Below are 13,484 nucleotides of genomic sequence, written 5' to 3'. Positions count from 1 at the left end.
TTTTTATTGCTTGGTTTTTTACATGTTAGGGTAGTTGGGGCCACCGGCTCCTTCAGGAACGACCCAAGTGATATTTTGCGCAGGATCTTTGATATCACAAGTTTTACAGTGAACGCAGTTTTGCGCATTGATCACAAAGTTAGGGTTTTCGCCATTATCATCTCTAACCACTTCGTAAACACCAGCTGGGCAGTAGCGCTGAGCTGGTTCATCAAACTTATCAAGGTTGACTTCAATAGGAATACTCTTATCTTGAAGCTTTAAGTGTATAGGCTGATCTTCTTCATGATTGGTATTTGATACAAATACCGACGAGAGCTTATCAAAAGATAGCTTGCCATCTGGTTTTGGGTAATTAATTTTCTTACTGTCTCGTGACAATTTTAATTGAGCATGATCCGGCTTAGGATCGCTGAGTGTCCAAGGCAATTTGCCATTAAATAAATTCAAATCAATAAAGACATATGCTGAACCTAGCAAATTCCCCCACTTATGCTGTGCAGGTCCAAAATTACGTTGAGTGTGTAATTCTTTATAGGCCCAAGAGGCTTGATAATTATTTGCGTATTCAACTAAATCATCATTGGCTCTTTCAGCTTTTATTGCTTCAACGATAGTTTCTGCCGCCACCATGCCTGATTTCATAGCGGTATGGGTGCCTTTAATTTTGGCAAAGTTTAAAGTGCCCGCATCGTCGCCAACTAATAAACCACCAGGGAAAGACATTTTTGGCTGAGATTGAATACCGCCTTTAGTGATAGCTCTAGCACCATAAGATATGCGCTCACCACCTTCTAAAAATGGCTTAATGGTTGCTTGGTGTTTATATCTTTGGAATTCGTCAAAAGGACTAATGTATGGATTGGTATAAGACAAATCGGTAATTAGGCCCACAACAACTTGATTATCTTCGATATGATATAAAAAGCCACCGCCTGCAGAACCAGACTCGGATAAAGGCCAACCTGCAGTATGAACGACTAAGCCTTCTTGGTGCTGCTCAGCAGGGATTTTCCATAACTCTTTTATACCGATGCCATAATGTTGCGGTTCTTTATCTTTATCCAATTCATATTTGGCAATCAATTCTTTGCCTAAATGACCTCGACAGCCTTCGGCAAACAAAGTGTATTTGGCATGTAATTCCATACCTGGCATATAGCCATCTTTTTGCTCGCCATCTCGACCTATCCCCATATCACCTGTAGCGATACCTTTGACGGAGCCATTTTCGTTATATAGAACTTCAGCAGCAGCAAAACCAGGGAATATTTCTACGCCAAGACTTTCTGCCTGCTCAGCTAACCAACGGCATAAGTTGCCAAGGCTTATGATGTAATTACCATCATTATGCATGGTTTTTGGGGCGAAGAAGTTCGGGATCTTGATGCCTTTATCTTGAGTACGGAATAAATGAATTTGATCGCCAGTGACTTTGGTATTTAAAGGCGCGCCTTTATCTTCCCAGTCAGGTATCAGCTCATTCAAAGCTGTAGGTTCGAATACCGCGCCTGATAATATGTGCGCACCGACTTCTGAACCTTTTTCTACGACACAAACCATTAGTTCTTGTCCCGATTCTTCGGCTAGCTGACGTAAGCGAATAGCGGCAGATAAACCCGCAGGACCTGCACCAACAATTACTACATCAAACTCCATAAATTCGCGTTCCACGAAACCACCTCTTAATGCTAATCAATAATAGTTTTTAGTAAGTGACTGATTGAGCGCTAAATGCGCTGAAAAAGCACTGTTATGAGTTAAAAAATGGGCTTTAACTATTGACCTTAAGCCCTGAAAAGGTCACCATTGCGACCTATTTTACTAAAGATAGTCGGCTAGGTCGTCTATTTTGCCAAGAATTATACATAGATAGGGTTTTTATGAAAATTCTAGTTGCCATAAAACGTGTGATTGATGCGAATGTTAAGGTTCGTGTTAACGCTGATAACACCGGTGTTGAGACTGCAAATGTTAAAATGTCGATGAATCCATTTTGTGAAATTGCTGTTGAAGAAGCGATTCGTTTAAAAGAGCAGGGCGTTGCCTCTGAAGTTGTTGCGGTTTGTATTGGCCCACAACAAGCTCAAGAAACCTTGCGAACTGCTTTGGCATTAGGTGCTGATAAAGCGGTATTAGTGAAATCTGATGAAGAATTAGAGTCATTAGCAGTAGCAAAGGTATTAAAAAATATTGTTGAGAAAGAAGAGCCGCAAATGGTACTTCTTGGTAAGCAGTCGATTGACAGTGATAATAACCAAACCGGTCAGATGCTTGGCGCCTTGTTAGGTTGGGGTCAGGGTACTTTTGCTTCAGAAGTTAAAGTTGCTGATGGCAAAGCACAAGTCACTCGTGAAATTGATGGTGGTTTGCAGACTGTAGAATTAACGATGCCTGCAATTGTCACTACTGATTTACGCTTGAATGAGCCTCGTTTTGCTTCTTTACCGAATATTATGAAAGCAAAGCGTAAGCCGCTTGAAGAGCTTGCTGTTGCTGATTTAGGTGTTGATATAGCTCCGCGCACTGAAACTTTGAAAGTAGCTAATCCTCCAGCGCGTCAAGAGGGTATCAAAGTTGAAACAGTTGCTGAACTAGTAGATAAATTGAAAAATGATGCGAAGGTGATCTAAATGACGACTTTAGTAATTGCAGAACATAATAATCAGCAAGCTCAAGCTTCAACCTTTAGTACTATTGCCGCTGCGACTCAATTATCAGGTGATACGGTGGTTTTAGTAGCAGGTCATAATTGCCAAGCAACAGCAGAGCAAATTGCAAAAGCCCAAGGCGTGAGTAAAGTTTTGGTGGCAGATGCAGAGCATTATGCTCATTTATTAGCAGAAGACTTAGACCGTTTGGTTGTTGCTATCGCTGAAGATTATAGTCATATCTTGGCTCCGGCTTCGACTTTCGGTAAAAACTTTATGCCGCGTGTGGCAGCCTTGTTGGACGTCCAACAGATTTCAGAGATTACTGCTATTGATTCTGATGATGTGTTTGAGCGTCCAGTGTATGCAGGTAATGCCATTGCGACTGTTAAGTCAAACGATGCTAAAAAGGTTATTACAGTTCGTGCTACCGGTTTTGATGCTGTAGCAGAAGAAGGCGGTTCAGCGACTATTGAAGCAATCGAAGCAAAAGAAGCTTCAGCAACCTCAAGCTATGTTGGTGCAGAGTTAACTGTATCTGAGCGTCCTGAATTAACTTCTGCTCGCGTTATTGTATCTGGCGGTCGGGGTATGGGCTCAGGTGAAAACTTTACCATGTTAGAAGCTTTGGCAGATAAATTAGGTGCTGCAGTAGGAGCTTCTCGTGCCGCGGTAGATGCAGGTTTTGTACCGAACGATTACCAAGTAGGTCAAACCGGTAAGATTGTTGCTCCAGAGCTGTATATCGCAGTAGGTATTTCAGGCGCTATCCAGCATTTAGCAGGTATGAAAGACTCAAAAGTCATTGTGGCGATTAACAAAGACGAAGAAGCGCCAATTTTCCAAGTAGCTGACTATGGTTTGGTTGCAGATTTATTTAAGGTGATTCCAGAGTTGAATGACGCGCTGTAAACTTGCTTTAAGCTTAAAAAAAGCCGAGCATTTGCTCGGCTTTTTTATGATTAGAAGTTAATCTTAATATTAAAAGCTATATTAATACGCTCTGCAGAGGAAGTGTTTTTTAAAACCTCATGATAAAGATAACTTGGGAAAATTAATAGCATTCCATCTTCAGGCGAAATTGAAAAGGATTGACCAAAAGGTAAGCCGATACTGGTTTGCTGATTTAGATATTGGCTGCTATAAAAAGCAATGTCGCCGGTTCCTTTTCCTTGAATATAATATACCCCGGACCAGTGCCATTTAGAGTGAGAATGAATAGCATTAGTGCTATCGGGTTGGTTAACGTTTGCCCAGAATTCAGACTCAAACCTATCAGCCGGATAATTCATTATATTGGTGCAAGGCGCACCGGTATGAATATAGTGCTGATGGATTGACTTAATCATGCCGATAGCATTTTCAAGTATCACAGGCCAACCACTAAAACTATCAGAGCCTCTCCAGCAGCCTGGGTTAGCTAAAGGATCTCTCTTTGGATTGCTCTGCTTATATTGCTGTATCTCGGTTAGCAAGTCTTGATTTAATTTTACCGATGCTGGTATTTGGCTCCACCAAATATCAGTATGCAAAATTCCGCCTCTTGAGATGGCTATTTTATTTGAATTCATGCTGATGCTATTGTTTAATAAGATTTAAAGGAATCCCCTGAATTAACTGTAAATAATAGCTTTTAATATCGTCTTACTCAATGGCAGTCTGAAAATATCTAAAAAACACTTATTTGATGTCTAGATAATTAAAATAAGGAATATAAATAAAATGATTGGGAGTATTAACTCTTTGAAAATTAAAGCGGATAATTTTTTCCAACAAGGTAATTTACACGAAGGGATATTACAGCTTGAAGAGGCCGCTGAATTAGGCTGTTTAGAGTCTAGTTTTAGATTGGCTACCATATATTTCAATGAGTCAAAACCTGAGAAAGGCTTTAAACATTTAATACATTTAGACGAAAATGAAATAGGTGTTGGGTCTGTTTTTAAAGCTTTTTACGATTGGTTGATCAATAAAGAGACAGAGGGCTTTACCAATACCATAAAGCAGTATAAAGCAGAGGTTCCATTTGCACAGCTTGTAAGCTCTTTAATCGAAAAGGATGCAGACTATAGCTTCAAAACACTAGAATCCAAGAAATTAAATGAAGAACCTAATATAGACCTTATCTTTAATGTAGGGCCAGATTTACTTGGGCAACTTCTAATTAATATGTTGGGAAATAATTTACAACCTTCCAAGGTATATCAGCCTGGCGAGGAGGTATCAAATTTCAATAGTGTTCGAGACAATTACGCTATTAACTTTTCGCAAGTTCAACCCTATATTCCTTTTGCAATTATTAAGTATTATTTCTCTAAAATAGCTAATATGCCAATGAATCACTCTGAACCGCCGATGTTGATGAGGTATCAAAAAGGGCAGAAATTCAAACCCCATCATGACTTTATTGATTTAGATATCATTAATAGTAACCACTATGAGAAAAAGCTAGGTCAGAGAGTAAAAACCTTGCTGTTTTATATTAATGATAATTTTACCAATGGCGAAACCTACTTTAATGAGTTAGATTTAATGATAAAGCCAGTTAAAAACTCCGTATTATTGTTCGACAATGTGTCTAAATCCGGAGACTTATTACAAAAGTCACTACATGAAGGCAGGCCAGTGACAGATGGTGAAAAGTGGCTGCTATCAATTTGGTATAGAGAAAATCCAGAGGATTGAGAATATGAGAAATTTAGCCTTACTTTTAATGCTTGTTTTGGTTTCATGCTCTAAGTCTAACTTTAAAGAAGAAAGCTTACCTAAAGAGCAAAAAGAGAACCTGAACATATCATTGCCAATAAAGATTGGGCAAAAACTCAATATTAATCAAGTTAATATTGAGTTCCTCGAGTTAGCCGGTGACTCTCGCTGCCCAAAAGGCATGCAATGTTCTTGGGCAGGTAATGCCCAGGCAGTATTTTTAGTGACCGGAAACGATTCAGCCCAAACTTTGACTCTAAATACTCATGGCGGCGAAAAATACCCTAAATCTGGATTGGCAAACGGCTATCAATTCACATTGGATAAGATTAGGCCTTATCCAGCCACTAACATCAGGATAGATAGAACTCAAATCAAAGCAGAGCTTTTGGTTACCACCTCTGTCAGCGTAAAGAAAGAATTCAGTAAAACCGAACACGTCATTATCGATGTTCGCTCGAAAGGTGAGTATGAGCAAGGTCACTATCCCAATGCTAAGAATCTCGACTATAAAACCATTGAAGAAACTATCAGTACTTTAAACTTAGAAAAGGATTCTAAAATCTATGTTTATTGCCGCAGTGGGCGTCGCTCTGGTATTGCTAAAGCGCTATTAGAAGAAAAAGGCTACACTAACGTGATTAACGGTATTAACCAAGATAAAATGCATGACACTCTTGGTACTCGCGTAAAAATGTAAGGAGAGCAATATGGGTAAAGCATTAGGAATTGGCGGTGTGTTTTTTAAGGCAAAGGATAGGGATGCACTAGGCGATTGGTATAAAAAAACCTTGGGTTTTGACATTGATAAAAGTTATGGAGGCACTAGCTTTGCACTGGATGCAGCGCCGAAAGGGGCATGTACTGTTTGGGGACCCTTTAAAAGCGACACGGATTACTTTAACCCGTCGAAAAATGACTTCATGTTTAATTTGATAGTTGATAATTTGGGTGAATGTTTGAAACAAGTGCAAGCCAATGGTGGCGAATTAATTGGCGAGCCATGTGCAGAATCTTATGGAAAGTTTGGTTGGTTTATGGACCCTGAAGGCAACAAAGTTGAGCTTTGGGAAATCCTTAATGAAGGAAAGTTTGAGTAATATTACTAGCTAAGCCTTGTAGCCACCTTTGCAACAAGGCATAATTTTATCCATTAACATATAAAAACTGTTTATTATGCTTACGGTCGTTTCTCCTGCAAAGACTTTAGATTTTGAAACAAAATCTAAGTCTTCAATTAGTACTTCACCTGATTTTTTAGATGATTCGCAAGAATTAATAAATCAACTTAAAAAATTTAAATCGCAAGATGTCATTGATTTGATGGGCGTGAGTCAGAAAATAGCAGACTTAAATGTAGAGCGCTTTCAATCTTGGAAAAAGCCATTTACTGCCGATAATGCAAAACAAGCAGTGTTGGCATTTAAAGGTGATGTCTATACCGGACTTGATGCAGAAACTATGAAAGCCAATGATTTTAAATTTGCGCAAAAACATCTAAGAATTTTATCAGGCTTATATGGCTTGTTGCGTCCAATGGACTTAATGCAGCCATATCGTTTAGAAATGGGCAAGAAGCTAGCAAACAAGCGAGGCAGCAACTTATATCAATTCTGGGGAGAGCAAATTACTGATGCTTTGAATGAACAATTGAAAAGCCTTAAATCAGAAGTGCTGATCAATTTAGCCTCTAATGAATACTTTAAATCGGTAAAACCGAAAATATTAAATGCTGATGTGATCACGCCAGCGTTTAAGGAATATAAAAATGGCGATTATAAGATGATTAGCTTTTACGCCAAAAAAGCTCGAGGTTTGCTTAGCCGTTATATTATTGATAATAGAATTACTGCTCCTGAAGATATTAAAAGTTTTAATCTTGAAGGTTATAAATTCAGCAAAAAATTATCAAAAGACAATACTTGGACTTTCACTCGTAAGCAGTAACTAATCTTCACTAACACTCATTTCATAAATAACCGTTTTAATAGCCTGAGTTAATACAGATAATTGCTCAGGCTTTATAATATAGGACGGCATAATATAGATGAGCTTTCCAAATGGACGAATCCAAACTCCTAGTTCTACAAACCTTGGTACTATCCAGTTGAAGTCTACAGGCTTTTTCATTTCAACAACGCCTATTGCTCCTTTGATTCTAACGTCGTTAACCAAAAGGTTGTCTACTAAAGGTGATAGCTCTTCCAATAGCTGATTATGGATGGATCTAACTTTAAGCTGCCAGTTAGACTCCTCAAGTAAACAAAGTGACTTGAAGGCTACGGCACAAGCCAGCGGGTTGGCCATAAATGTTGGACCATGCATTAGTACGCCAGATTGATCGGCATGAATACCTGCGACAACTTTTTTATTAGCTAGAGTCGCAGCAAGCGTCATATAGCCGCCGGTTAAAGCTTTACCTAAACATATTATATCAGGAACCACTTGAGCTCCTTGATAGGCAAACAATGAGCCTGTTCGGCCAAAACCTGTGGCTATTTCATCAAAGATTAATAGCACATCATGTTTATCACACAGTGCCTTTATTTGCCTTAGATACTCGACGTCGTAAAACTTCATGCCTCCCGCACCCTGAACTAAAGGTTCTAAGATAACTGCTGCAATATTGCTGTGATTTTTTTCCAATTGTTGCTTAATTGAATCAAGGTATTTAGCTTGCCACTCAATATTCTCACCATAGACAGGAAGTTCAGCGAAATAGTGCTCTGCTAAAATACCTTCAAACATTGAGTGCATACCATTGTCTGGGTCTGTAACACTCATGGCGGCGAAGGTATCACCGTGATAACCATTGCGAATAGTCAGGAGTTTAGTTTTCTCGGACTTTCCTTGGGCAAACCAATATTGAATGGCCATTTTGATAGCCACTTCGACGCTGACTGAACCAGAGTCTGAGAAAAAGACTCTATTAAAGTCTTGCTGTTGGTTAGTTGATGTGAGTGATAGTAACTTTTGAGCTAATTTAATTGCTGGTTCATGCGTCAAGCTGCCAAACATCACGTGGCTCATTTTATCAATTTGATTCTTTGCCGCTTGGTTGAGTTCTGGATGGTTATATCCATGAATAACAGCCCACCAAGACGACATACCATCTATTAACGTTTGGCCACTCTCCAAGTATATTTCTACACCTGATGCGGAATTAACTAAATAAAGAGGATTGTCTTTAGAGGTATTGGTATAAGGATGCCAAATATCATTTCTATCTAGGGATAGTAAATCCATGTGTGTATTTATAGGTACTATTAATGACTTAAATTATATCTAAAATTGAGTTGCTTAGATATACTGCAAAAAAACAAACTTCTTTGGCTATGCAAACCTCTTTCTGGCGTTTAATTTCTTTAGCAGTGGTTGCAGTCTTTGCAATGGCAATCGTTCCAGTGATTATAAAAATGATTCAAGTAAACGCTTGGATAGTCGGTTTCGTACGTTTGGCGATTGCGGTCGTTGGGTTGTTTATTTTTGCGAAATTAATCAATCAGTCGGTTTGGTCGCAAAGGAAAAACTGGTTGCCCATCACCATTATTGGTTTCATTTTTTCTATTCACTGGCTCACCTATTTTTATAGTATTCAGTTTTCTACCGCAGCGATAGCCGCCATTGGCGTTTCAACTTACGGTGCTCACTTACTGCTACTGGGTTGGTTTTTTAAAGGGCAGCAACCCAGCTTATTTGAGTTTGCTTGTGTGGTTACAGCTTTTATTGGCGTCTATTTTATCGTGCCTGAGTTCTCGCTTGAAAACGAAATGACCTTAGGACTAATTCTTGGGGTGGTTTCAGGTTTTTTGTATGCCTGTTTACCATTACTGCATCAAAAATATAATACGATTAATAATCAAAGAAGGGCATTTGGCCAGTTTTTTATTGCCATGTTAGTGTTTGCTGTAGCACTACCATTCTTACCCCAATCTACTTTGGAACTCAGCTCGGAGGCCTGGTGGGGACTTGCGGCTATGGGTGTTTTTAGCACACTCATTGGGCATACCTTATGGGTCAAAGTCACTACCGAATTAAATCATGTTGTCACCTCAATTGTGTATTATCTATATGTACCATTGGCCATGCTATTAAGCTTTTTTGTGCTTAATGAAGCGATGACATCGAATAAAATTATTGGGGCAAGCTTGATCTTAAGTGCCAATTTAGCGGGTATTATCTACCGTTCCAGGCGCCTGAGTTCATAATTAGTAACATCTTCTAATTAAGCTCAGCTTGACTATGTAAAAAATTATATAGTAATCTATATAAAAATTTATATAGAGGTGAGCAAATGGACATCATTCACGAAATTCTTCGATACACCCACATTATTGGTGGCTTTGTTGGATTGTTTTTATTTTGGATCCCAATCTTTAGCAAAAAAGGCGGTAAGATTCATCGCCAAACGGGTAAATATTGGACCTGGTTAGGTAGGGTGGTTGTTTTATCGGCATTAGCAGGCCTATTTTTGTATATTCCTCAAATCATCGAAAAGAATATATCCCCTAATAACTATGCTTTTTTATTATTTTTAGGCTACTTATCGATAGTGACATATGTTGTTATTGCTTTTGGAGTTGCAGTTTTAGATTCGAAAAAGGATCCTAAGGTAATGAACACGGCTTATTGGAAAACAATGTTAGCTATTTGTTTTGCAGCCAGTATCTTCATTATAAGCTTTGCCTTAATAGTTAAGCCAGGTTCTATGGCAGTTTTACTGGCCTTAAGCCCAATTGGTATTTTTACCGGTCTACAAATTCTGCAGTATATCCGCGGTAAACAAAGCTCTCCAAAAGCATGGTTATATGAACACTTGAACTCAATGCTGGGCGCAGGCATAGCTTTCCATACTGCTTTTGCAGTATTTGGTATTACTCGAATTTTTGATATTGGTTTAGAGGGGACTATTGCGATTATTCCTTGGATTTTACCAGCTTTAATTGGTATTCCTGCACAGTTCATTTGGAAGCGCCATTATCAGAAGAAATTCAAAGAAGTTTAATAGCAAGAATAAGAGGCTGACATAGTGAGCTTACAACATATTTTACTGGGTATTTTACAAGAACCAAAAAGTGGCTATGACGTAAAGAAGATGTTTGACGAAATCTTCAGTAACTTTTGGTCGGCAGAGTTATCACAAATTTATCCTCAACTGAAAAAGCTTGCCGATAATGGCAAGCTTTCTATTACCGAAGTAGAGTCTAGCAAAGGCCCTAATAAAAAAGTTTATCAAACTACTCAACAAGGCATAGAAGAATTAGTTGATTGGATAGAACAGGGGCCTGTCGTGCATACTGAGCGGCATGCCTATTTAGCGCAAACCTTCTTTTTAAATAGTTTAAATTCTACTGAGCAAAAGCTAGCTTTTATGCAGGCTCTGTATCAAGAAATGCATCAATGGCATCAGCACTTGTGCGGGATATTAGAGCAAGCTAAGTCTGAGGTCGATAACTTTCCTTATGATGTTCCAGATGAAAGCTTTTATCCACAGCTGACTTTATTGATGGGGGTTAAAAAAGTTGGGGCGATTGTAGAGTGGTGCGAAGAGGCTATAGAGTTAATTAAGCTCAGGTTGTGATGCGAACAAGCTCTTTTTGAAGTCATCAATGATTTCAGAATTAAGAGCTTTTAGAATCGAGTTGGTTAATTCCGAATCAACACGGTTTAGATACTGTGCTTCAAGGTAGTTAATTCGAGCAACTTCTAAGCTATCTTTCGGATAATAGTCTTTAACCGTTTGAAAAAACGCCTTATCCAGAACAGTTAACTCATGAGATTTTTTAAGCTCATGTAATAAACGTAATTTATTATAATAAGCAATATGTATTGAGCGAGTTCTATGAGGTTGATTTGCTTGCAAATAATCTAGTTGTAGTGACCAATAATTTAACGCTAACTCTTTATCATTTTTTATTTCAATATAAGTCGCCATTCTTGGAAGGTTTGAATTTTCAACTAACTTAAAATCTTCATCAAAAGCTTTATTTCTAAGCCTCTTGAAAATAGTTTCTGCTTGCTCCCATTCATCTAGCTTTGCATGCATAAGCATTAAGAAGCTTCGAGTTGACTCTACAATGCTATTATCGTCACCAAACATTTTAATTCGCTCAGTTAATGTTAATTCCATTTGATTTTTTGCCTTTTTATAATTCCCTAGCTCATACTCAGTCAAAGCCATGCCGTAAAGTGTATTTAAAGTTCGGCGTTGTAATGGACCATAAATATCCAATTTAAGATCATATGATTTTTGATAAAATTCTTGGGCAAGTTTTAATTTTTTCTGGAAAAGAAAATTTCGCGCATAGTTAAAGTAATAGCTGCTTTTTTGCCCAGTAGGCTCAGGGGTTAATTCAATCGCATACTCTAAAACTTCTTTTGCTCTTTGGTAATTACCAATATGACTATATACGATACCACTATTATTATAAGTGTTCGCTCTTTCTTTAATCGATAGGTCATCGGTCAATTGTTCTAAAATCGCAATGGATTTTTCGAACGCTTCAGGAGCTAAATCGTAACGATTAAGTTGGCGTAGATTATCACCATATTCGCCATACATTTGCCCCAGCTGATAGCTAGGTTTTCCATCATCATGTGCTTCTCTTAATTCAATTGCCTTAGCTTGCAGTGGTAAGCTTTTTTCTGGGTTGTTACGGTTCCTATAGACTCGCCCTAACATATGCAATAAGCGCGACTTGATTTTTCCATTGAGTTCATCAGTAGCCAATAATTCGTCAACGCTTTGATCGAGAGCTTCCCTTACAGTTATTTCTCTTCCTTGGAAAAACTCAGGATCCGCTGATTCAATAAGCTTAGAAAAGTAATTAGCTGTTTGACGGGAAATTTCAGCTTGAGTTTCTGCTTCTTCCTTTTCTTGTTGGAGCTTTTTATTACTTATATACTGAATGGAAATAAGGCCGGCAATAGCTGTAGCTGAAACCCCTGCTAATAACGATTGCCACAGATTCCGTTTTATGAATTTGGAAGCCAAATAGAGCTTTGATATTGGGCTCGCTGTAACAGGTTTGTTATTGAGAAGATTGTCTAAATCATCAATAAATAACTTAACCGTTTCATAACGATTTTCTGGTTCCTTTCTTAAAGCTTTCAATAAAATATTATCAAGATCTTTTACTAAAGAGCTATTAATGAGTTTCTTATCAATAACTCTATTGCTGTCTTGGCGTTTTAAGCTAGTTCTAAGCCTTACTGGCGTGGTTTCACATATAGTTCGTTCAATTTCGGCAGGACTACTGCTAGTGATCACAATTGGCGCTGCGCCAACAATTAACTCATACAATAATGCCCCTAGGCTGTAAACGTCGCTTAAAAGAGTTATATCTTCGCCTTTGACTTGCTCTGGACTGGCATACTCAGGCGTCATTAAGCGCATATGAGTACGCGTCAGCCCTAAATCCATCTCTTCTTCTGGGTTTAAAATTTTAGCGATGCCGAAATCTAATAGCTTGGCGTTTCCACTATTATCCACCAAAATATTCGAAGGCTTGATGTCACGGTGAACAATTAAATTCCTATGAGCGTAACGAGCGGCTTCGGCCACTTGTTTAAAAAGTTTAATGCGTTGCTCAATACTTAAATCATTTTTATCGCAATAACGATCAATTCTAATACCTTCAACATATTCCATAATCAAATAATGTTGACCAGAATCTACGGAACCACCGTCAATGATTTGCGCAATGTTTTGATGTTGCAGCTTGGCTAAGATTTTTCGCTCTTGTTGGAAGCGATATTTATGTTGCTCGCTTAAAATACCATTAACGATTTTGATAACGACTTTTTTATCGTAAATGTCATCATCACGCTGAGCTAAATAAACGGTACCCATGCCGCCACGTGCAATTTTTTCGATGATGGAGTAGGGACCAACTTTTTTTGGAATGCCTTCTTCAGAAAGTTCGATACTCGATTGAACGGCCTCACCGATAATACTTGAAAAAATGGTATTCGATTGATTGGAAAAATTTAAATAATGTAAGACGCGTTCGATTAACTCTTGATCATTGGTTTGGCTATTTAGATAGTCCAAAACATCTTCTTTCGGCAGCTCTTCACAAGCAATTAACAGCGGCTCAATTTTTTTCCAAAGTGATTTATCCATAA

General features: G+C 38.3%; 13 protein-coding genes. 9 read left to right on the top strand and 4 right to left on the bottom strand.

Annotated features, from left to right (window positions below; translation table 11 throughout):
• Window positions 1-18 precede the first annotated feature (18 nt).
• Window positions 19-1,674 carry an electron transfer flavoprotein-ubiquinone oxidoreductase gene (locus tag GJS41_RS02355; RefSeq protein WP_370515597.1) on the bottom strand — a complete coding sequence of 552 codons (1,656 nt, stop codon included), beginning with the start codon at window positions 1,672-1,674 and terminating at the stop codon, window positions 19-21.
• A gap of 209 nt (window positions 1,675-1,883) precedes the next feature.
• Between GJS41_RS02355 and GJS41_RS02350 the strand changes: the two genes are divergently transcribed.
• Together GJS41_RS02350 and GJS41_RS02345 are read left to right on the top strand one after the other, a co-directional pair.
• On the top strand, window positions 1,884-2,633 hold the full coding sequence (locus GJS41_RS02350) for an electron transfer flavoprotein subunit beta/FixA family protein (protein ID WP_154245728.1): 750 nt from the start codon (window positions 1,884-1,886) through the stop codon (window positions 2,631-2,633).
• Window positions 2,634-3,563, top strand: coding sequence for an electron transfer flavoprotein subunit alpha/FixB family protein (locus GJS41_RS02345; RefSeq protein WP_154245727.1), 930 nt, complete (start codon window positions 2,634-2,636; stop codon window positions 3,561-3,563).
• Between the two features lie 50 nt (window positions 3,564-3,613).
• Here the strand turns inward: GJS41_RS02345 and GJS41_RS02340 are convergent, their stop codons facing one another.
• Window positions 3,614-4,222 carry a putative 2OG-Fe(II) oxygenase gene (locus GJS41_RS02340; protein ID WP_154245726.1) on the bottom strand — a complete coding sequence of 203 codons (609 nt, stop codon included), beginning with the start codon at window positions 4,220-4,222 and terminating at the stop codon, window positions 3,614-3,616.
• Between the two features lie 151 nt (window positions 4,223-4,373).
• On the opposite strand from GJS41_RS02340, the gene GJS41_RS02335 reads away from it, so the two are divergent.
• The 4 genes from GJS41_RS02335 (at window position 4,374) to yaaA (ending at window position 7,304) form a co-directional block, all read left to right on the top strand.
• A complete protein-coding gene (locus GJS41_RS02335) occupies window positions 4,374-5,336 on the top strand; it encodes a 2OG-Fe(II) oxygenase (RefSeq protein ID WP_154245725.1) in 963 nt (320 codons plus the stop codon).
• Window positions 5,337-5,340: 4 nt separating this feature from the next.
• Complete coding sequence (locus tag GJS41_RS02330) at window positions 5,341-6,057, top strand: rhodanese-like domain-containing protein (RefSeq protein ID WP_195758319.1); 717 nt, start codon at window positions 5,341-5,343, stop codon at window positions 6,055-6,057.
• 10 nt (window positions 6,058-6,067) lie between these two features.
• The gene (locus tag GJS41_RS02325; RefSeq protein WP_154245723.1) at window positions 6,068-6,457 is read left to right on the top strand and encodes a VOC family protein; all 390 of its coding nucleotides are present in this window, start codon (window positions 6,068-6,070) and stop codon (window positions 6,455-6,457) included.
• A gap of 76 nt (window positions 6,458-6,533) precedes the next feature.
• A complete protein-coding gene (yaaA, locus tag GJS41_RS02320; protein WP_154245722.1) occupies window positions 6,534-7,304 on the top strand; it encodes a peroxide stress protein YaaA in 771 nt (256 codons plus the stop codon).
• Here the strand turns inward: yaaA and bioA are convergent, their stop codons facing one another.
• Window positions 7,305-8,603 (bottom strand): adenosylmethionine--8-amino-7-oxononanoate transaminase, encoded by a 1,299-nt coding sequence (bioA, locus tag GJS41_RS02315; protein ID WP_154245721.1) that lies wholly within the window; start codon window positions 8,601-8,603, stop codon window positions 7,305-7,307.
• Between the two features lie 89 nt (window positions 8,604-8,692).
• Between bioA and GJS41_RS02310 the strand changes: the two genes are divergently transcribed.
• From GJS41_RS02310 to GJS41_RS02300, 3 genes are all read left to right on the top strand, one after another.
• A complete protein-coding gene (locus GJS41_RS02310; protein ID WP_154245720.1) occupies window positions 8,693-9,565 on the top strand; it encodes a DMT family transporter in 873 nt (290 codons plus the stop codon).
• Window positions 9,566-9,651: 86 nt separating this feature from the next.
• Entirely contained in the window at window positions 9,652-10,362 is a 711-nt protein-coding gene (locus GJS41_RS02305) for a hypothetical protein (protein ID WP_154245719.1), read from the top strand.
• Window positions 10,363-10,386: 24 nt separating this feature from the next.
• The gene (locus tag GJS41_RS02300) at window positions 10,387-10,938 is read left to right on the top strand and encodes a PadR family transcriptional regulator (RefSeq protein WP_154245718.1); all 552 of its coding nucleotides are present in this window, start codon (window positions 10,387-10,389) and stop codon (window positions 10,936-10,938) included.
• Here GJS41_RS02300 and GJS41_RS02295 read toward each other — a convergent pair.
• Window positions 10,918-13,482, bottom strand: a complete 2,565-nt coding sequence (locus GJS41_RS02295; protein ID WP_154245717.1) for a serine/threonine-protein kinase — start codon at window positions 13,480-13,482, stop codon at window positions 10,918-10,920. The genes GJS41_RS02300 and GJS41_RS02295 overlap by 21 nt on opposite strands.
• Window positions 13,483-13,484: the final 2 nt, after the last annotated feature.

It is taken from the genome of Kangiella sp. HZ709, from assembly GCF_009674675.1.
Lineage (GTDB): Bacteria > Pseudomonadota > Gammaproteobacteria > Enterobacterales > Kangiellaceae > Kangiella.
This window is presented reverse-complemented; position numbering and strand designations above follow the sequence as displayed.